The following is an 18666-nucleotide window of genomic DNA, read 5'->3' as shown; positions in this document are numbered from 1 at the left end:
GCTGAGCGGACCGGGGGCGCGAGCTGCCGCGCCGCGGGCGCCGGGCAGTGTCGGCGGTGTTGGCTAGCGTGGTCGCGTGCCCGCTCCTGGAACCCCCTCCGCCCCTGCCGTCTCCGTCGAGGAGCGGCCGGAGACCGGCGCACGGATCGAGCTCGACGCCTCGCAGCGAGCCGTTCTGGCACTGCCGGACGGACGCAGCGCCGCCGTGCTCGGAGCGCCGGGTTCGGGCAAGACGACGACGATCGTCGAACTCGTGGCCGAGCGGGTCCTCGAGCGCGGCTACGCCCCCGAGTCCGTCGCCGTCCTCGCCGCGAGCCGCACCGCCGCCACCTCCCTCCGCGACGTCCTCGCCCTCCGACTCGACGTGCCGACGCGCGGGCCCCTGGCGCGCACCGCGACGTCGCTCGCGTTCGAGGCGGTCACCGCCTCCGCCAAGGAGCTCGGCATCGAGCGGCCGACGCTGCTCACCGGCGGCGAGCAGGACGTCCTCCTGTCGGAGCTGATCGAGGGGCACCTGGCCGAGGGCACCGGGCCGCGCTGGCCGGACGGGTTCGGCCCCGAGGTGCTCCGGCTCCGCACCTTCCGCACGGAGCTGCGCGAGTTCGGGATGCGGGCGACCGAGCACGGGCTCGACACCGCGGCGATCCGGGCGCTCGCGGTCGACGCCGAGCGCGGCGAGTGGGCGGCGGCCGCCGAGTTGATCGACGAGTTCCGCGAGGTCGTCGACTGGATGTCGCCGGACGTCGGCACGAAGCTCGACGCCGCCGAGTTCGCCGCGTTCGCGGCCGAGACCATCCGCGGCGGAGGCGGGGGCGAGCGGATCACCGCGCTGCGACTCGTGGTCGTCGACGACCTGCAGGAGGCGAGCGAGTCGACCGTCGTGCTGCTGCGCGCCCTCGCCGCGCGCGGGGTGACGATCATCGCGTTCGGCGACCCCGACGTGGCGACCAGCGCCTACCGCGGCGCCTCCTCCGACACACTCGGCCGTTTCTCCGCGAGCATCGGTGTCCGCGACGCCGAGACGCTCGTCCTCGAGCGCGTCCACCGGCATCCGGCCTCGCTGCGGGCGCTGGTCTCGCGGGCGACCCAGCGCATCGGAGCGGCGGCGGCCGGCCGCCAGCGCGCGGCCGGCGCCGACGACGACGCTCCGGGCGCCCCGCGCCGATCCTCGTGCTGCAGGCGCCGACGGCAGCGCGCGAGGCCGCGACCCTGGCGCGGCTGCTGCGCGAGCGGCGGCTGCGCGACGGAGTGCCGTGGCACCGCATGGCCGTGGTCGTGCGGTCGGGCGCGGCGGTGCAGCCGCTCGTGAAGGCGCTCGCCGTGGCCGAGGTGCCGGTGCGCTCGGTCCTCGCCGGCCGCGCGCTCCGCGACGACCACGCCGCCCGATCGCTGCTCGTGCTGGTCGGCGTCGCCATCGGCGAGCGGCCCCTCGATGCCGCGCTCGCCGCCGAGCTCCTGCTCGGGCCGTTCGGCGGCGTCGACCGGCTGGGCCTGCGCCGACTCCGGCTCGCCCTGCGTGCCGAGGAGCTCGCGGGCGACGGGATCCGCCCGAGCGACGCCCTGCTCGTCGAGGCGCTCTCGTCCCCCGGCCGCTTCGCGACCATCGACTCCGGCCCCGCGCGGCAGGCCGAGCGCCTGGCGGTGACGATCGACCGGGTCCGGCGGCTGCACGACGACCACGGCTCGATCGAGGAGCTGCTCTGGTCGGCCTGGGAGTCGAGCCGGGTCGCGACGTCCTGGCGCGAACTGGCGCTCGGCACCGGGCTCACGGCCGCCGAGGCGAACCGCAACCTCGACGGCGTGGTCGCCCTCTTCAGCGCGGCCCGCCGCTTCGTCGAGCGCGCCGCGGCGTCCTCGGCGGTCGGCTTCGTCACCGAGATCCTCGAGGCCGAGGTGCCGGAGGACACCCTCGCGCCGCGCTCCGTCGACGACGCGGTGCTGATCGGCACGCCCTCCTCCGTCGTCGGGCTCGAGTTCGACGTGGTGGTCGTCGCGCGGCTCCAGGACGGCGTCTGGCCCAACCTCCGCCAGCGCGGCTCCCTCCTGGACCCCGACGGGCTGGTCCGCGCCGCGCGCGGCGAGGGAGGGCTGCCGCTCGACGGGCGCAAGGCCACCCTCGACGACGAGCTGCGGATGTTCGCGCTCGCCGCCTCCCGCGCGCGCCGCCAGCTCGTGCTCAGCGCGGTGGCCGGCGAGGACGAGACCCCGTCCCTCTTCTTCCGGCTGACGCCGCCCGATGTGCCCCACCTCGACGCCGCCTCGGCGGTGCCCCTCACCCTGCGGGGAGCGGTCGCGGCGCTGCGGCGCACGGCGACCACTCCGAACTCGCCCGACGCCCCGGCGGCGATCCGCGGGCTGCGCGCTCTGGCGCTCGCCGAGGTGCCCGGGGCCGATCCGGTCTCCTGGTACGGAGTCCTCGAGCCCTCGACCAGCGAGCCGCTGTTCGAGCTCGACGACCCGGAGCGACCGGTGTCGGTCTCACCCAGCCGACTCGAGGCGTTCGAGAGCTCGCCGCTCAACTGGTTCGTCGACGCGGTGTCCGGATCGACGGCGAGCACGGCGATGGGCGTCGGGACCCTCGTGCACTGGGTGCTCGAGAACGCGGCCGAGCCCGACACCGAGACCCTGTGGGCGCAGCTCGAGTCGCGCTGGCCCGAGCTCGTCTTCGAGTCGCCCTGGCTCGGCGAGCGGCAGAAGCGGCTGACCCGACGGCTGGTCGAGGGGCTGGCCGAGTACCTCGTCGATTTCCGCGAGGCGGGGGGAGAGGTCCTCGGCCGCGAGCAGCAGTTCGAGATCGGAGTGCCGCCGGCCCGCGTGCGCGGTTCGATCGACCGCGTCGAGCGCTCGGCCGACGGCTCCGTGACCATCGTCGACCTCAAGACCGGCCGCAGCATCCCTCCGCAGGCCGCGGTCGCGGAGCACGCCCAGCTCGGCAGCTACCAGCTCGCGGTCGCGAGCGGGGCCATCGAGGCGGCGGGCTCGGCCGAGCGGGGCGGCGCGAAGCTCCTCTTCGTCTCGGGCGGGGTGCGGGGCAGGCGCTACCGGGAGGTGGTGCAGCCGCGCTTCGGCGAGGAGGAGCTCGAGCGCCTGCGCGAACGGGTGCGGGCCGCGGCGACCGGCATGGCCGCGCCGGCCTTCTCGGGCCTGCTCGACGCCGTGCCGTTCTCGCCGGGGGATGCCCTGCGCTACCGCCAGCACGCCGTGCCGGAGGTCTCGGGGGACGGCACCCTCGCGCTCGACGAGGTCGAGCCCGACGACGGCTCCGATGAGGACCGGACGGAGGTGTCCGCGTGATCGACGCCCTCACCATCGCCGAGAAGCTCGACCTCCGCCCGCCGACGGCCGAGCAGCGCGCCGTGATCGAGGCGCCGCTCGCCCCTGCGCTCGTCGTCGCCGGAGCGGGGAGCGGCAAGACCGAGACCATGGCGAACCGCGTGCTGTGGCTCCTCGCCAACGGTCTCGCCGCCCCCTCCGAGGTGCTCGGACTGACGTTCACCCGCAAGGCGGCCGCCGAGCTCGGCGAGCGGATCGGCCGGCGCATCGACCAGCTCGGCGCGGCGGGGCTCCTCCCGCTCGCGGAGGGTCAGACCGAGCCGGATCCCTTCGACGCCGCGACGGTCTCCACCTACAACGCCTTCGCCAACACGATCTTCCGAGACAACGCCGCGCTGATCGGGCGGGAGGGCGACGCGACGGTGCTGTCCGAGGCCTCGGCCTGGCATCTGGCGCGCGGAGTGGTCGCCGACACGTCCGACCCGCGCATCCTCGACGTCGAGGCGAACATCGACCGCCTCACCGACCTCGTCATCGCCCTCGCGCACGACCTCGCCGACAACCTGGCCGACCCGGCCGCCGTCGCGGGCTTCGCCGAGGACTTCGTGCGGATCGCCGAGCTGCCCCGGGGCTCGAAGGGGAGCGGTGTCTACCGCGAGGTCGAGAAGGCCGTTCAGGCGGTCGGCGCGCTGCCCGTGCTCACCTCCCTCGCCGAGCGCTTCCAGGAGGCGAAGGCCGAGCGCGGCTTCGTCGAGTTCTCGGACCAGGTCGCCCTGGCGCTGCGGACCACCGAGCGGGTGCCGAAGCTCGTCGACGAGCACCGCGCGCGCTACCGGGTCGTGCTGCTGGACGAGTACCAGGACACCTCCGTCCTGCAGACCCGCCTGCTCTCGCGCCTGTTCGCCGGGCAGGGCGTCATGGCGGTCGGCGACCCCCACCAGTCGATCTACGGCTGGCGAGGCGCGAGCGCCGAGGGTCTCGGCCGGTTCGGAGTCGACTTCGGCTCGGCGGCGCGCTTCTCGCTCAGCATGAGCTGGCGCAACGGCCATCGCGTCCTCGCCGCGGCGAACGCGATCGTCCGGCCGCTCGAGGCGACCAGCGGAGTGGCGGTCGACCGACTCGAGGCCGGTCCCGCCGCGAGCGGGCACCCCGTCGAGCTGACCTTCCCCGAGACCATCGAGGACGAGGCCGACGACGTCGCCCGCTGGTTCGCGGGCCGGCTCGCCGAGAACCCCGAGCCGCCGTCGGCCGCCGCCCTCTTCCGCGTCCGCGCCCACATGGACCGCTTCGCGGCGGCCCTGGCGAAGCACGGCGTGCGGTACCACATCCTCGGGATCGGGGGGCTGCTCCGCCAACCCGAGATCGCCGATCTGGTCGCGGCCCTCACCGTGGTGGAGGACCCGGCCGCCGGCAGCGAGCTCGTCCGCCTCCTCGCCGGCGCGCGCTGGCGGATCGGGGTCAGGGATCTCCGCGCCCTGCGAGATCTCGCCTCCTGGCTCGCGTCGCGCGACCACGCGCACCGGCTGCTGCCCGAGGACGTCCGCGAGAGGATGCGCGCCTCCGTCACCGAGGGCGAGGGCGGCTCGATCATCGAGGCGCTCGACTTCATCGCCTCGCGCCGCCCGGGCGAGGACGGCAGGCTCGACCACTCCGCCCTCTCGGCCTTCAGCGAGCAGGGTCTCGCCCGGATGCACGACGCGGGCACGCTCTTCGCCCGGCTCCGGGCCCGGGCCGGACTCGACCTGCTCGACTTCGTCACCCTCGTCGAGCAGGAGCTCGGCCTCGACATCGAGGTGGAGGCGAACGAGTCGCGCAGCGACGGCCGCGCGAACCTCGAGGCCTTCCGCGAGGCCGTCGCCGGCTACCTGCAGACCGACGACCGGGGCGGCGGCACCGGGTCCTCGCTCCGCGGCTTCCTCCGCTGGCTGGTCCTCGCCGACAAGCGCGACGGCCTGGCGCCCCGACCGGAGGATCCGGAGCCGGGAACGGTGCAGCTGCTGACGATCCACGGCTCGAAGGGCCTCGAGTGGGACCTCGTCGCGGTGCCGCGGATGGTCGACGGCGAGCTCCCGGGTACGCCGGTCGAGGGCTTCCGTGGCTGGGTGCGGCTGGGCGCCATGCCCTACGCCTTCCGCGGCGACGCGGCCGAGCTGCCCGATCTCGACTGGCGCACCGCCGAGACGCAGAAGGACGTCGTCGACGCGATCGGCGAGTTCGGCGACACCCTGCGCGAGCGCAACGAGTCCGAGGAGCGGCGCCTCGCCTACGTCGCCGTGACCCGCGCCCGCCACCACCTGCTGCTGAGCGGATCGTGGTGGGCGGGGCAGTCCAAGCCCCGCGGGCCCGGCGTGTTCCTCCGCGACCTGGCCGAGGCCGGCACGATCCCCGAGCTCCCCGTCGAGCCCTCCCACCTCGAGAACCCCCTCGAGCGCGCCCCGCGCACCTTCCGCTGGCCGCACGATCCGCTCGGATCGCGCGGGGAGCGCGTGCGCGCTGCCGCCGAGCGGGTGCGGATCGCCGAGCCGGGGCTCCAGGGCCCGCGAGGCGACGACATCCGGCTGCTGCTCGCCGAGCGCGCCGTGCGACTCGCCGGCGGGGAGCGCGTCGCGCTGCCCGTGCGCATCCCCGCCTCGCGCTTCAAGGACGTCATCAGCGCGCCGGAGGAGGTCGCCGCCCAGCTGCGCCGGCCGATGCCCGAGCGCCCGTACCGCCAGACCCGGCTCGGCACGACGTTCCACTCCTGGGTCGAGAACCGCTTCGGCGTCCAGGGCGAGGCTGAGGCGGTCGACACGTTCCCCGACGAGCTCGACGACCTCGGCGGGGCGAGCGTCGAGCAGGAGCGGCTCGCCGCCCTCGTCGAGACCTTCGAGCACTCGGAGTGGGCGACCCGCCGCCCGGAGGCCGTCGAGATCGAGATCCACCTGCAGCTCGCCGAGCACGTCGTCGTCTGCAAGATCGACGCTGTCTACCCCGTCGCAGGCGGCTACCAGATCGTCGACTGGAAGACCGGCCGCGCCCCGAAGGACGCGGCCGACCTCGAGCTGAAGCAGTTCCAGCTCGCGCTCTACCGGCTGGCCTTCGCGAAGTGGAAGGGCGTGCCGCTCGAGAGCATCGACGCCGTCTTCTACTTCGTGGCCGACGACCTGGTGCTGCGACCCGAGCGGTTCTACTCGGAGCGGGAGCTCTCGGAGTCGCTCTCCTCGGCCCTCGGGGCGAGGCCGCGGCCGTGAGCCGAGGCGCCGGTCCGGGCGCCGGGCGTGCGGTTCAGCAGCTCCTCGACCTCCGAGACCTCGAGCACCGGGCCCGTGTCGGACGACAGCGGGGCGGAGAGGTCGCCGAGCACGCTGTCGACGAGCGTGTCGAGCATCGCCACCGCGTCGTCGACGATCGCGGAGTCGTCGGTCTCGGTGCCGTGCAGCAGCCAGCGCGCCAGCTCGAGCTCGGCGTAGAGCTGCGCCCGCTGGCGCAGGGTCCGGTCGACCGCTCCCGCGCGCATCCGCGAGTAGGCGGCGAAGGCGGTGCCGGCTCCGGGGGCGCTCAGCAGCCAGTGCAGATCGCGTGCCGGGTCGCCGACGCGCAGCGCCGCCCAGCCCAGCACCGCGGTGACGACCTCGCCCGAGCGCAGGAAGGAGTCCGACGTCATCGAGCCGTTCACCACGGTCGGGTCGAACTGCCAGAGCGACTCGTCCGAGGACGCCGTCTCCCAGCGCGCGACGAGCGCCGCGGGGACGTGCCCGGTGTCGGCGGCGCGCTCGATCACGGCGACCGTCTCGTTCACGCTGTCGCGGGCGGTCGAGACGGGCAGGCCCGCCTCCTGCACGAACGACGCCGGCAGCGAGTGGATCGCTCCGATCGCGCGACCGATCGAGTCGGCGAGCCCGCTCGCCGGGGCGACGTCGTCGATGAGGACGCGGTCGCCGTCGAGGAACTCGTAGACCACGGCCCGGGTGCCGTCGAAGGGCGCCTGCCCGACGCTCGTGTGGAGGTCGAACGGCAGGCGGCTGCGGATCCCCGCGGTCAGCGCGCGCAGCGCGACGAGGTCGCCGAGCTGCTCCTGCTCGGCCAGCGGCGAGGTCGGCACGCGCACGAGGAGCCGGGCCCCCTCACGGGTCGAGAGCAGGGCGGAGTCGAAGTCCCCGTGGGTCGAGTGGGTGAACGCGCGCGCGGTCCGGACGTCGAGGCCCTCGACGGCCGAAGTGGCCAGCGCGGCTAGAGTGAGATGGGATCTGGCCATGGCTCCAGGTTAGGTCGCTCCGCCCCCGACCGGCCCGTCCGCCACGCGCTCTCCCGCCGATGCCGTGCTCGGGAGACGGCTCCGGCCCAGCGGCTCCGCCCGACCCTTCCCGCGCCTCCCGATCCCGCGGCACCGCCTCCTGGAAAGAGCTCCGAATGACCACGCCCTTCATCGAACGCCTCCCGCTCGCCCGTCAGGCCGTCGATCGCGACTACCTCACCCGCGCCCGTCCGGATCTCTACGACGAGCTGCTCGCCGATCCCGCCACCCGGGTCCTCGCTCTGCGGAAGGATCGCGCCCTCGTCGACGGCGACGCCCTCGCCCTGCAGAGCGCGAGCGCGGTCACCGCGGGCACCCTCCGCGTCTACCTCGGCCGCACCACCGTCGACGCCCCGGGGGAGCCCGCGGGCACGCCCGTCGTCGCCACGGTCCTCACCGAGGCCGCCGCGCTCGAGCTCGAGCCGGACGAGGAGCGCTGGAGCGCGCTGCGCCCGATCGCCGAGCGCCTCAGCCGCCGCGACGCCGGCCTCTTCACCGAGGCGCTCGCGATCGCCAACTGGCACGCCTCCCACGCCTACTCTCCGCGCAACGGCGACCCGACGATCGTGGAGCAGGGCGGCTGGGTGCGCCGCTCGCCCACCGACGGCAGCCAGGTCTTCCCGCGCACCGACCCCGCGATCATCGTCTGCGTCCTCGACGCCGACGACCGCCTGCTGCTCGGCTCGAACGCCATGTGGGGGGCCGACCGCTTCTCGCTCCTCGCCGGCTTCGTCGAGCCGGGGGAGTCCCTCGAGGCCGCCGTCGTCCGCGAGATCTTCGAGGAGTCGGGCATGCGCGTCGTCGATCCCGTCTACCTCGGCTCGCAGCCGTGGCCCTTCCCCGCCTCGCTGATGGTCGGCTTCACCGCCCGCCTCGCGCCCGACCAGGAGCCGGCCGCTCTGCTCCCCGACGGCGAGGAGATCGTCGACCTCCGCTGGTTCACCCGCGACCAGCTGCGCGACTCGCTCGAGTCGGTCCTGCTGCCGGGCCGCTCCTCCATCGCCCGCGCCATGATCGAGGACTGGTACGGGGGCGAGCTCGAGAACGGGCCCATCGCGTGAGCCTGCTCGACGGACTCGACGAGGGGCAGCGCGAGGCGGCGGAGGCGCTGCTCGGCCCGGTCTGCGTGCTCGCGGGAGCGGGCACGGGCAAGACCCGCACCATCACGCACCGCATCGCCCACGGCGTCGCGACCGGCGTCTACACGCCGAGCCGGGTGATGGCGCTGACTTTCACGAGCCGGTCCGCAGCGGAGCTGCGCTCGCGCCTGCGCGTCCTCGGCGCCGGGGGAGTGCAGGCCCGCACGTTCCACGCCGCGGCGCTGTCGCAGCTGGGCTACTTCTGGCCCCAGCTCGTCGGCGGAACGATGCCGCAGCTGCTAGACGGCAAGGCCCGCCTGCTCGGCCACGCCGCCGAGCGGCTCCGGCTGAAGCTCGACACTGCGACGCTGCGCGACCTCTCGGCCGAGATCGAGTGGCGGAAGGTCTCGGCGCTGTCGCTCGAGCAGTACGCCGTCGCGGCCCGCACCCGTGCGCTCCCCGGTCGGCTGACGCTCGAGCAGACCGTCGCTCTCGTCGACGAGTACGAGGGGCTGAAGGACCAGCGCCGCCAGATCGACTTCGAGGACGTCCTGCTCGTCACCGCGGGCATGCTCGAGTCGGAGCCGGCGATGGCCATGCAGGTCCGCGAGCAGTACCGCTTCTTCGTCGTCGACGAGTACCAGGACGTGAACCCGCTCCAGCAGCGGCTGCTCGAGCTGTGGCTCGGCGACCGCAGCGACCTGTGCGTCGTGGGCGACGCGAGTCAGACGATCTACTCCTTCGCCGGCGCCCGCGCCGACTACCTCCTCGACTTCCCGGGCCGCTGGCCCTCCGCCACCGTGGTGCGCCTCGAGGAGAACTACCGCTCCGCGACTCCGATCGTGCAGACGGCGAACCGCCTGATGCGCGGTCGCCCCGGCGCGCTCGTCCTGCACGCCGTCGAGAAGGGCGAGGCGCCCGAGCCCTCCATCGACGCCTACCCCGACGACATCGCGGAGGCGCGCGGAGTGGCCGAGCGGGTCGCCGCCGACATCCAGGCGGGCGTCCGACCCTCCGACATCGCGATCCTCTTCCGCACCAACTCGCAGTCGGCGGTGCTCGAGCACGCGCTCACCGAGCGCGGTGTCAGCGCGCACATGCGCGGCGGCAAGCGCTTCTTCGACCTGCCCGAGGTGAAGCAGGCGGTCATGCAGCTGCGCGCAGCCTCGGTCTCGATCGCCGGCGAGCCCCTCTTCAAGTCGGTCAGCGACGTCCTTCGCTCGCTCGGCTGGAGCGCCGAGCCGCCGTCGGCCCCCGGCGCCGTCCGCGATCGCTGGGAGTCGCTCGACACCCTCGCCCGCCTGGTCGACGAGGCCCCCGCGGGCTGGAGCTTCCGGCAGTTCACCGACGACCTCCTCGCCCGCCAGCAGGTGCACCACGAGCCCGACCGGGCGGCGGTGACCCTCGCGACCATCCACTCCGCGAAGGGCCTGGAGTGGGAGTCGGTCCACCTGATGGGCCTGTCGGAGGGGCTGCTGCCGATCTCGTACGCGAGCGGTCTCGAGGGCATCGACGAGGAGCGCCGCCTCCTCTACGTCGGCATCACCCGCGCGCGCAGGCGGTTGCGCCTGTCGTGGTCGCGCTCGACCGTGGGCCGCGTCACGAGGCGGGAGCCGTCGAGGTTCCTGGAAGAGCTCGGCACGCGCACTCGCGGTGCGGCTCCAGCCTCCGCTCGCTGAAGCCGCCCGAGGCGTCGGAGTAGGTGCGCTCGCTCTCGCGCAACGCCGTCGATCCCGCGAGGACCCGGCGGAGCACCGCATCGGCCGCAACCACGGCGATCGAGGCGCTGGCGAGGCCCGTCCTGGTCGGGGCGCGGCGGCCGAGCACCTGGATCACGAGCCGCGGCCACTCGGGGTCGAAGTCGATGCGGTCGCGCTCGGCGCAGTGCAGGCAGGGCCCCGCGCCCGGCTCGACCAGCGGGCCGACCCGGACGGCCTCGTCGCCGAAGACCACCGCGAGGTGGGGGACGTCCGCCGCCAGCCAGTGCGCCGCCCGTGCGGGAGCGACGGCGAAGTCGGCGAGGAGCACCGCCACGTCCGGGACCTCGTCCTCCGCCACCAGCTCGCAGCCTTCGCCGCGCAGCAGGGTGCGCAGGGCGTCCGCCGCGGCTCCATCGCCCTCGACGACGACGCGCGGCGCCGGCGGCGGGGCGGGGGAGACGTTGCGGGAGAGCACCGGGCGCAGCGTCTCGAGCAGGTCGTCGATCCGGTCGTCGGAGGCGCCCGCCCGTCGCGCGATCAGCCGAGCGGTGCCGGCGCTCGTCCCGACCCGCAGGGCGTGCAGCAGCAGCTCCTCCGCGTAGCCGACGCCCTCGAGGACCGCGTGCGGGCGGTCGAGGCCGATCTGCACCGCGGTCGCGGAGCGCCAGAGGACGGGGAGTCGGGGATCGAGCCGGAGGACCATGCCGAGAGCATGGCCGAAACGACGGAGGGGCCCGCGGAGTTCTCCACAGGCCCCTCGCAGGCGTCGGATCAGACGGGACGGTCGCCCGTCGGGCCGGTGCCGTCCTCGGAGGAGGCGTCGGGCGTCCCGCCGTTCAGGAGCTCCTCGAGCGCGAGGTCCATCTCGTCCGGCTCCGGAGTCTCGCCCCGGGCCTCCGCGCTGAGCCGCGCCACGAGGCGGCTCGGGTCGTCCAGGTCCTCGGAGCCGGGCAGCAGGTCGGGGTGCGACCACAGGCTGTCGCGCGCCTCCGCTCCGACCGCGTCGGTGACGGCCTGCCACATGGCGGCGGCGTCGCGCAGACGCCGCGGCCGGAGCTCCAGGCCCACGAGGGTCGCGAACGCCGACTCGGCCGGCCCCCCGGAGGCGCGGCGGCGGCGGACGGTCTCGGCGATCGCTCCGGCACTGGGCAGGCGCGTCGTCGCGGCGGCGGTCACCACGTCGACCCAGCCCTCGATGAGCGCGAGGACCGTCTCGAGGCGGGCGTGCGCAGCGAGCTGCTCCTCCGTCTTCGGCGGGATCAGCGCGCCGGAGGTCATCGCGTCGCGCAGCTCCTCGGGGTTCGAGGGGTCGAAGGTCTCGGCGAGCTCCTCGAGGCGGGTGGTGTCGATGCTGATGCCGCGCGCGAAGTCGGTGATCTGCGAGATCAGGGCCAGGCGGAGCCACTTGCCGTGGCGGAAGAGGCGGGCGTGGGCGAGCTCGCGGACCGCCAGGTAGATCTGGACCTGGTCGATCGGGATGTCGAGGCCCTCGCCGAACGCGGCGACGTTCTGCGGCAGGATCGCGGCGTCGCCCTCTTCGAGCAGCGGGATGCCGATGTCGCCGCCCGAGACGACCTCGGCCGCGAGCTGCCCCACGACCTGCCCGAGCTGGAGGGCGAACAGCGTGCCGCCGATGCCGCGCATCATGTTCTCGGCGCCGGCGATCATCGCGCGCATCTCCTCCGGAGCCTGCTCGCGCATCACCCGGGTCAGAGCGTCCGAGATGCTCAGGGCGACGGGCTCGGCGAGCTGCGTCCACACCGGCATCGTGAGAGAGATCCACTCGAGGCGGCTGATGCTGCGCGGCGCACGGCTGAGCTCGGACACGTGGGCGACCTCGTCGAGCCAGAGGGCGGCGACGCCGAAGGCCCCGTCGAGCGGTGCGCGCACGGAGTCGGTGACCGGCACCGAGTCGGTGCGGGCGAGCTGCTTGGCCTGCTCGCTCGCGAGCGTCCAGTTGATCCCGTCGCCGTTCTGCTGCATCGCGCTCTGCAGCTGCGAGAGCAGGTTCTGCAGCGCGACCGGGTCGTTGGGCAGCCCGGCGGCACCGGCCAGCTGGGAGGGATCGATCGGCCCGTCGCCCGAGAGGAACCGGCTCAGCATCTCGCGGAACTCGTCCTCCGAGCCCTCGCCGGGTCGGTCAGCACTGTCGCCTGCGGCCATTCGGATCAGCCCTCCGTCGTTCGCGTGAACGCCCGGGATCGTGACTCGACTCCCAGTCGTGCAAGCTACGTTAGCCCGAGTGCCCGGGCGATCGGCCTGAAGACGACCGCAACCGCAGGGCCCGCTTCCGCCCGCCGCGAACACTCCGGCGGAGCTTCCCCGCACGCCCTGAGGAAGGCCCCCGTGACGCTGTTCTCCGACGATCCCCGGCGCTCTCCCACGCTGGAGCGGCGGGCCTGGGTGGGGCCGGCCGTGCTGTTCTCGGGAGTCGCGCTCGTCGTGGTGCTGGGCGTCGCCCCGGCCCCCTACGTCATCGAGCAGCCGGGCCCCGTCTTCGACACCCTGGGCACGAGCGAGGCCGACGGCGAGGACGTGCCTCTCATCTCCATCCCCGACGAGCCGACCTACCCCACCACCGGAACCCTCGACATGCTGACCGTCTCGGTCGTCGGCAACCCCGAGAGCCTGCCGAGCTGGGTCGAGATCGTCGGCGCCTGGTTCGATCGCAGCAAGGCGGTCGTGCCGGTCGAGTCGATCTTCCCGCGGTCGGTCACCGTCGAGCAGCGCGACGAGGCGAACCAGGCCGAGATGACGGATTCGCAGCAGGAGGCGATCGCCGCCGCGCTGACCGAGCTGGGGTACCCGGTCGAGCAGCGCGTGTCCGTCGTGCAGATCCCCGAGGGGTCGCCGTCGGTCGACGTCCTCGAGCCCGGAGACGCGGTCGTCGCGGTCGGGGGCGAGCCGATCACCGACGTGGCCGCGCTGCGCGAGGCGGTGCAGGCGTCCGAAGCGGGCTCGCCCGTCGACCTGACCGTCGAGCGCGACGGGGAGCAGCAGGACGTCCGCGTCGTGCCCGTCGACCGCGACGGCTCCGCTGTCCTCGGCATCGTCGCCGGCGCCGCGTTCGACTTCCCCTTCGAGGTCGACATCCAGCTCGACGACGTGGGCGGCCCCAGCGCCGGCATGATGTTCGCGCTCGGCATCATCGACAAGCTCACCGAGGGGTCGCTCAACGGAGGAGCGGCGGTGGCCGGCACCGGCACCATCGACGCCGCCGGCGAGGTCGGGCCGATCGGGGGGATCCGGCAGAAGATGTTCGGAGCGGTCGACGCCGGAGCCGACTGGTTCCTCTCTCCTGCGCAGAACTGCGGAGAGGTCGTCGGGCACGTGCCGGACGGGCTGCAGGTGCTCAGCGTCTCGACGCTCGACGAGGCGCTCGCCGCGCTCGAGGGCATCGCAGCGGACGACGTCTCCGGGCTGCCGACCTGCGACGCGGCCGAGCCGATCGACTGATCTGCGACTCCCGGCGGTCGGGGCCGACGCTCAGGTGGGCCGGACACCCGTCGCATAGCATGGGTGCCCTCCCCTCACATCTCGACAGCAAGAGGCTTATCCGTGAGTTCCACAGCAACCGAAACCCCGCCGCGGAAGAGACGGAGCGCCCTCGCCGTCACTGTCGTGGTCGTGGCCGCTCTGGTGGTGGCGTTCTTCGTCTTCGCCGGTCTCTACACCGACATCCTCTGGTACGACCAGCTCGGCTTCCTCTCCGTGCTCACGACGCAGTGGGCGGCCGCGGGCGGGCTCTTCGCCATCGGCTTCGTCGCGATGGCCGTCCCGGTCTTCATCAGCCTCAGTCTGGCGTACCGCCTCCGGCCGGTCTACGCGAAGCTCAACTCGCAGATCGACCGCTACCAGCAGGTTGTCGAGCCGCTGCGGCGCCTGGCGACCTTCGGGATCCCGGCGGTCCTGGGCCTCTTCGCCGGAGTGTCCTCCGCGTCGCGCTGGCAGACCAGCCTGACCTTCTGGAACCGCACGCCCTCGGGTGACGTCGACCCGCAATTCGGTCTGGACACCTCCTTCTACCTCTTCGAGCTGCCCTTCTACCAGAGCATCGTCGGCTTCGCCTCCGCCGTCCTCATCATCTCGGCGCTCGCCACCCTGGCCACCGGCTACCTCTACGGAGCGATCCGCGTGAACGGCCGCGAGGTGCGCGTCTCGAAGTCCTCCCGCATCCAGGTCGCCATCATCGCTGCGCTCTACCTGCTGGTGCAGGCGGTCAGCCTCTGGCTCGACCAGTACGCGACCCTCACCGACCAGGGAGCCCGCATCACCGGAGCGACCTACGCCACCGTCAACGCCACGATCCCGGGTCTGCAGATCCTCGCGCTGGTCGCGGCGCTCGTCGCGGTCCTCTTCGTCGTCACGGCGTTCATCGGCCGCTGGCGCCTCCCGGTCATCGGAACCGCGCTGCTCATCGTGTCGAGCCTGCTCGTCGGGTCGCTCGCCCCCTGGGTCGTGCAGACCTTCCAGGTGGTGCCGAACGAGCGCACGCTCGAGTCCGAGTACATCCAGCGCAACATCGACATGACCCGGCAGGCTTACGGCGTCGACGACGTCGAGGTGATCCCGTACGACGCAACGACCGATGCCGCTCCGGGGGCGCTGCGATCGGACGCGGAGACCACCGCGAACATCCGCATCATCGACCCCGCGGTCGTGACCGACGCGTTCTCGCAGCTCCAGCAGTTCCGCCAGTACTACTCCTTCGGCGACGACCGCAACTCGCTCGACGTCGACCGCTACTCGATCGACGGCTCCACCCAGGACGCGGTCGTCGGCGTCCGCGAGCTGAACCTCAACGGCCTGGGCAACAACCAGACCTGGTACAACCAGACGCTCGTCTACACCCACGGCTACGGCCTCGTCGCCGCCTACGGCAACCAGCGCTCGGCCGACGGTGAGCCCGTGTTCATCGAGTCCGGTGTGCCCACGACCGGCGACCTCGGCGACTACGAGCCGCGGATCTACTTCGGCGAGAACTCGCCGGCGTACTCGATCGTCGGCGGCACCGAGTCGCGCGACATCGAGCTCGACTACCCCTCGGGCACCGACGGGGCGCAGCAGACGTACACGACCTTCGACGGCGAGGGCGGTCCGTCGCTCGACAACGTCTTCAAGAAGCTCGTCTACGCGATCAAGTTCCAGTCCGAGCAGATCTTCCTGTCGGACGGCGTGAACAGCGAGTCGCAGATCCTCTACGACCGCAATCCGGTCGACCGCGTGCAGAAGGTCGCTCCCTACCTGACCCTCGACTCCGACGCGTACCCGACCGTCGTCGACGACCGCGTGGTCTGGGTGGTGGACGGCTACACCACGTCGGCCGAATACCCCTACTCCGCTGTGCAGAGCCTCTCGCAGGCGATCGCCGACACCAACACCCAGCAGCAGTTCCCGACCGACGACGTGAACTACATCCGCAACTCGGTGAAGGCCACGGTCGACGCCTACGACGGCAAGGTCACCCTGTACGCCTGGGACACCGAGGACCCGATCCTGCAGACCTGGCAGAAGATCTTCCCGTCGACGGTGAAGCCGGTCAGCGACATGTCGGCCGACCTGATCAGCCACGTCCGCTACCCGGAGGACCTCTTCAAGGTCCAGCGCGCGGTGCTCGGCACCTACCACGTGACCGAGGCGGGGTCCTTCTACTCCCGTGAGGACGCCTGGTCGACGCCGAACGACCCGACGAGCGGAGCCGCGACCACGGCCGCCGCGACCGGCGACACCCTGCAGCCGCCGTACTACCTGACGCTGCAGACCCCCGACCAGGACGTCCCGTCGTACTCGCTCTACTCGACGTACATCCCGGCGAGCGTCGCGGGCAGCCAGACGAGCCGCAACGTGCTCACCGGCTACCTCGTGGCCGACTCCGACGCGGGATCCGCGGACGGCGAGGTGGCCGACGGCTACGGCACGCTCCGCCTCCTCGAGCTGCCCAAGGACGACACTGTCCCCGGACCCGGCCAGGTGCAGAACGCGTTCACGACCGACCCCACGGTCGCGAACGAGCTCAACATCCTGTCGCGCGGTGACACCACGGTCACCCGAGGCAACCTGCTGACGCTCCCCGTCGGCGGCGGTCTGCTGTACGTGCAGCCGATCTACGTCCGCTCCAACGGCGACACGAGCTTCCCGCTCCTCCAGAAGGTGCTGGTCGCGTTCGGTGACGACATCGCGTTCGAGGACACCCTCGACGCCGCGCTCGACAGCCTCTTCGGCGGCGACTCGGGAGCGACGGCCGGCGACACGGGCACGCCCACGACTCCGGACACCGGCACCGACCCGGGCACCGACGTCGGGACGGATCCGGGAACGGACACCGAGACCGGTGGATCGGACGCCGACACCGGCGACCAGACGCCGCTGCAGCAGGCGCTCAGCGACGCCCGGACCGCGCTCGACGCTCGCGAGGCGGCCCTGCGCGCCGGCGACCTGACCGCGTTCGCGGCGGCCGACGAGCAGCTGACGGAGGCCCTCGCCCGGGCCCTCGAGGCCGAGGGGGCGCAGTAGCACGATGGTCCAGGTCGACCGCGGCGAGCACCTGCGCTCGGGGGAGTGGCTCGATCTGAACCGCGCCCTCTGGGACGAGCGCGTCGCCGCGCACGTCGACAGCTCGTTCTACGACCTGTCGGCGCTGCGCGGCGGGGCGGGCCGGCTCTTCCCCGTCGAGGAGGAGTCGCTCGCCCGCGTCGCGCCCGACGGCTGGGAGGGCAAGCGGGTGCTGCATCTGCAGTGCCACTTCGGCGCCGACACCCTGGCGCTCGCCCAGCGCGGCGCGGACGTCATCGGAGTCGACTTCTCGATGCCGGCCGTGCGCAAGGCGCGCGAGCTCGCGGCGGAGCTGGGCCTCACGGACCGCGCCCGCTTCGTCTGCGCCAACCTCTACGAGCTGCGGCACATGCTGCCGGAGCCCGACTCGTTCGACGTCGTCGTCACCACCTGGGGCACCGTCGTCTGGCTGCCGGACCTCGTCGAGTGGGCGCGCATCGTGGAGTGGTTCCTCGCTCCCGGCGGCTCCTTCGTCTTCGTCGACACGCACCCCGCAGCGGCGGTCTTCACCGGCTCGCCCGAGGGGCAGGAGCCGCGGTTCCAGCAGCCCTACGACGGCCGCGGCGAGCCCGTCGTCGTCGAGAACTCGGGTGACTACGCGGTGTCGGACGCCTCGTTCGAGAACGTTCGCGCCCACGAGTTCAGCCACCCGATCGGCTCGATCGTGTCGGCGCTGCTCGGTGCGGGCCTGTCTCTGACGGAGCTGCGCGAGGAGCCGATCGCGCCGTGGCGGGTCGTTCCGCAGCTCGTCGAGAGCGACGGAGTGTGGTCCTGGCCCGACCGGGAGTGGCTGCCGCTGGCGCTCGCGATCACGGCCGTGAAGCGGCGCTGACGGTCGGACCCTGCCGCCTCCTGCCTCTCGATTTGCATCGCTCGCGATCCGCGTGTAATGTCTTCTCTTGTGCCGCGGGGTGGAGCAGTTCGGTAGCTCGCTGGGCTCATAACCCAGAGGTCGTAGGTTCAAATCCTGCCCCCGCAACAAGAAAGCGAAACCCGGTCTCCTCGGAGGCCGGGTTTCGTCGTTAACGGGCACCCGATTGTCGCCCCTTCGCCGATCGAGCAGCCCGCGTCTCCTGCTGATCGAGTAGCCCGCGCAGCGTGCGTATCGAGATCCACGTACTCCAGCGGCCCCGCCTCCCGCACTCCGTGCTGTGAGGGTCGCGGCACGGTGACCGACGGTCAGGGGATGCGGGTCTCGATACGCCCCTGCGGGGCTACTCGACCAGCAGGCAGACGGGGTCTCCTGTCTGGAGGTCTGCCTCCGCGTGCCCGGCCCGTGGAGGTCGCCTCTCCTCGTGCTGATCGAGCAGCCCGGGCAGCGGGCGCATCGAGCTCCGGTTCAGTCCGCGGCGATCACGCTCAGCACGTTGCCCGCCGGGTCGCGGAACCACGCGATCTCCGGGCCGTGTCCGCGCATCACTCCGGTCGCGTCGGTGGGGAGCTCGTCGTCGTCGTAGATCTTCGTCACGACGTCGGCGCGGTTCAGCTCCGCCACCGCGTCGTCGACCGACTCGACCGAGAGGTTCAGGATCGTGAAGGTCGCGGGCACGTGGTCCTGCTTGGGATACGCGATCGCGTGACCTCCACCGGGGAGGGCGATCTCGAGGATGCCCATCGAGTTGAGCGACACGTCGAACCCCAGCGTCGTCCCGTAGAAGGCCCTCGCCGCCTCGATGTCGTCGACGCTGAAACCGCTGAACACGCGCTCGCTCCGGACCACGGTGCATCACTTCCCTCCGCGGGTGGCGCCGTTGCCGCCCTCTCGGGCCAGACGCTACTCTGGTCGGCT

At 72.9% G+C, this 18666-nt stretch carries 12 protein-coding genes and 1 tRNA gene; 9 read left to right on the top strand and 4 right to left on the bottom strand.

The window, feature by feature from the left end; all coding sequences use genetic code 11:
* The first annotated feature begins 76 nt into the window (after nucleotides 1-76).
* The 3 genes from C1I63_RS20365 to C1I63_RS16935 are packed head-to-tail and all read left to right on the top strand — an operon-like array spanning nucleotide 77 to nucleotide 6503.
* Complete coding sequence (locus C1I63_RS20365) at nucleotides 77-1309, top strand: UvrD-helicase domain-containing protein (RefSeq protein ID WP_342353114.1); 1233 nt, start codon at nucleotides 77-79, stop codon at nucleotides 1307-1309.
* Nucleotides 1264-3294: a PD-(D/E)XK nuclease family protein gene (locus tag C1I63_RS16940; protein WP_483407221.1), complete on the top strand. Its 2031-nt coding sequence runs from the start codon at nucleotides 1264-1266 to the stop codon at nucleotides 3292-3294. Before C1I63_RS20365 ends, C1I63_RS16940 begins: the two co-directional genes overlap by 46 nt.
* Nucleotides 3291-6503 (top strand): ATP-dependent DNA helicase, encoded by a 3213-nt coding sequence (locus tag C1I63_RS16935; RefSeq protein ID WP_107575522.1) that lies wholly within the window; start codon nucleotides 3291-3293, stop codon nucleotides 6501-6503. The genes C1I63_RS16940 and C1I63_RS16935 overlap by 4 nt, the downstream gene beginning before the upstream one ends.
* Here the strand turns inward: C1I63_RS16935 and C1I63_RS16930 are convergent.
* A complete protein-coding gene (locus C1I63_RS16930) occupies nucleotides 6440-7507 on the bottom strand; it encodes a phosphotransferase (RefSeq protein ID WP_055793657.1) in 1068 nt (355 codons plus the stop codon). The genes C1I63_RS16935 and C1I63_RS16930 overlap by 64 nt on opposite strands.
* A gap of 155 nt (nucleotides 7508-7662) precedes the next feature.
* On the opposite strand from C1I63_RS16930, the gene nudC reads away from it, so the two are divergent.
* Both nudC and C1I63_RS16920 read left to right on the top strand, forming a co-directional pair.
* On the top strand, nucleotides 7663-8607 hold the full coding sequence (gene nudC, locus C1I63_RS16925; RefSeq protein ID WP_107575521.1) for an NAD(+) diphosphatase: 945 nt from the start codon (nucleotides 7663-7665) through the stop codon (nucleotides 8605-8607).
* Complete coding sequence (locus C1I63_RS16920; RefSeq protein ID WP_107575520.1) at nucleotides 8604-10304, top strand: ATP-dependent helicase; 1701 nt, start codon at nucleotides 8604-8606, stop codon at nucleotides 10302-10304. Before nudC ends, C1I63_RS16920 begins: the two co-directional genes overlap by 4 nt.
* On the opposite strand, the gene C1I63_RS16915 is transcribed toward C1I63_RS16920, so the two are convergent.
* Both C1I63_RS16915 and C1I63_RS16910 read right to left on the bottom strand, forming a co-directional pair.
* Complete coding sequence (locus C1I63_RS16915; protein WP_107575519.1) at nucleotides 10225-11028, bottom strand: hypothetical protein; 804 nt, start codon at nucleotides 11026-11028, stop codon at nucleotides 10225-10227. The two genes, C1I63_RS16920 and C1I63_RS16915, sit on opposite strands and share 80 nt — an antisense overlap.
* 68 nt (nucleotides 11029-11096) lie before the next feature.
* Nucleotides 11097-12488 carry a zinc-dependent metalloprotease gene (locus C1I63_RS16910; RefSeq protein WP_230673900.1) on the bottom strand — a complete coding sequence of 464 codons (1392 nt, stop codon included), beginning with the start codon at nucleotides 12486-12488 and terminating at the stop codon, nucleotides 11097-11099.
* Nucleotides 12489-12671: 183 nt separating this feature from the next.
* Here C1I63_RS16910 and C1I63_RS16905 point away from each other — a divergent pair, with 183 nt between their 5' ends.
* The 4 genes from C1I63_RS16905 (at nucleotide 12672) to C1I63_RS16890 (ending at nucleotide 17856) form a co-directional block, all read left to right on the top strand.
* Nucleotides 12672-13781, top strand: a complete 1110-nt coding sequence (locus C1I63_RS16905; protein ID WP_107575518.1) for a YlbL family protein — start codon at nucleotides 12672-12674, stop codon at nucleotides 13779-13781.
* A 102-nt stretch (nucleotides 13782-13883) separates the two neighbouring features.
* Complete coding sequence (locus C1I63_RS16900) at nucleotides 13884-16838, top strand: UPF0182 family membrane protein (protein WP_107575517.1); 2955 nt, start codon at nucleotides 13884-13886, stop codon at nucleotides 16836-16838.
* Nucleotides 16839-16842: 4 nt separating this feature from the next.
* Complete coding sequence (locus tag C1I63_RS16895; RefSeq protein ID WP_055793645.1) at nucleotides 16843-17709, top strand: class I SAM-dependent methyltransferase; 867 nt, start codon at nucleotides 16843-16845, stop codon at nucleotides 17707-17709.
* A 73-nt stretch (nucleotides 17710-17782) separates the two neighbouring features.
* Nucleotides 17783-17856, top strand: a tRNA-Met gene (locus C1I63_RS16890).
* Nucleotides 17857-18216: 360 nt separating this feature from the next.
* On the opposite strand, the gene C1I63_RS16885 is transcribed toward C1I63_RS16890, so the two are convergent.
* Nucleotides 18217-18597 (bottom strand): VOC family protein, encoded by a 381-nt coding sequence (locus C1I63_RS16885; RefSeq protein ID WP_055793643.1) that lies wholly within the window; start codon nucleotides 18595-18597, stop codon nucleotides 18217-18219.
* Nucleotides 18598-18666 lie beyond the last annotated feature (69 nt).

This window comes from Rathayibacter caricis DSM 15933 (assembly GCF_003044275.1).
Taxonomy (GTDB): domain Bacteria; phylum Actinomycetota; class Actinomycetes; order Actinomycetales; family Microbacteriaceae; genus Rathayibacter; species Rathayibacter caricis.
This window is presented reverse-complemented; position numbering and strand designations above follow the sequence as displayed.

Bases quoted from the DNA above. Each gene is read 5' to 3' on its own strand.
- C1I63_RS16940 (WP_483407221.1), top strand. From the start codon at position 1,264: ATGGCCGTGGTCGTGCGGTCGGGCGCGGCGGTGCAGCCGCTCGTGAAG.
- C1I63_RS16930 (WP_055793657.1), bottom strand. From the start codon at position 7,507: ATGGCCAGATCCCATCTCACTCTAGCCGCGCTGGCCACTTCGGCCGTC.
- nudC (WP_107575521.1), top strand. From the start codon at position 7,663: ATGACCACGCCCTTCATCGAACGCCTCCCGCTCGCCCGTCAGGCCGTC.
- C1I63_RS16915 (WP_107575519.1), bottom strand. From the start codon at position 11,028: ATGGTCCTCCGGCTCGATCCCCGACTCCCCGTCCTCTGGCGCTCCGCG.
- C1I63_RS16910 (WP_230673900.1), bottom strand. From the start codon at position 12,488: ATGGCCGCAGGCGACAGTGCTGACCGACCCGGCGAGGGCTCGGAGGAC.
- C1I63_RS16895 (WP_055793645.1), top strand. From the start codon at position 16,843: ATGGTCCAGGTCGACCGCGGCGAGCACCTGCGCTCGGGGGAGTGGCTC.